The sequence below is a fragment of the Streptomyces sp. WAC05292 genome (genome assembly GCF_003949955.1).
Classification (GTDB): Bacteria; Actinomycetota; Actinomycetes; order Streptomycetales; family Streptomycetaceae; genus Streptomyces; species Streptomyces globosus.
This window is the reverse complement of record NZ_RPSE01000838.1, coordinates 1-730: the sequence shown is the minus strand read 5'-3', so window position 1 is coordinate 730 and position 730 is coordinate 1. Positions and strand designations below refer to the sequence as shown.

General features: G+C 79.7%; 1 protein-coding gene. It reads right to left on the bottom strand.

Translation table 11 applies throughout. The annotated features are described in order from the left end of the window. Positions 1-254: 254 nt before the first annotated feature. The gene (locus EF903_RS33315) at positions 255-659 is read right to left on the bottom strand and encodes a hypothetical protein (RefSeq protein WP_125548602.1); all 405 of its coding nucleotides are present in this window, start codon (positions 657-659) and stop codon (positions 255-257) included. Positions 660-730 lie beyond the last annotated feature (71 nt).

The window sequence follows — 730 nt, the reverse complement described above, 5'->3', positions numbered from 1 at the left end:
GAAGACGTGGCGGCGCGTGGCGCCCCCGACGTCCCCGCCCCCCCCCCCCACCCCCCCCGCCCGCCCCCGCCGCACCGCCGCGCCCCGCGCGGCGGAGCGCCCCGCCCCGGCCCCCCCCCCGCACCCCACCGCCCGCCCACCCGCGGCCCCCCCCCCCCCCCCCCCCCCGCCCGGCGCCCCCCCCCCCCCCCCGCTGACCCCCCAGCGCGCCGGGCCGCCCGCCCCGTGGCCCCGGCGCCGGGGCGCTGAGGGCATCAGGTGCCGTCGTATCCGGCGGTCGGCATCGACAGTCGGCGGTGCACCTCCGCCTTCATCGCCGAGGTGTAGTACGGCTCGTCGAGTCCGGCGGTCTCCCAGCGGACGCCGCGCCGCCGGCACTCGGCGGTGAACTCCTCCACGGAGCGCAGGGCCCGGGCGAGCACGCGGCGGTTGGGGGCGACGAACAGGTCGACCAGGCCCGCCTCCACGTCGCACCACAGGCCGCAGTGGTCGGCGCGCAGCCCGTAGACGAGGAACTCCTTGGTGACGACGTGCCCCTGGTCGGCGGCCCAGCGGGCGCACATGGCGTGCTGGCTCCGGGTGTCGACCGCGAAGGGGTCGGTGTCGAGGTCTTCAAGCGGGGCCAGGCTGGCGATCGCGGCCACGCGCAGTCCATCCATGCCGCCCGACCCTACTCCGATCCGGGGCCGTGGAGGAGGGGGATGCGGGGTCGGGTTGACGGGCGCCGTGG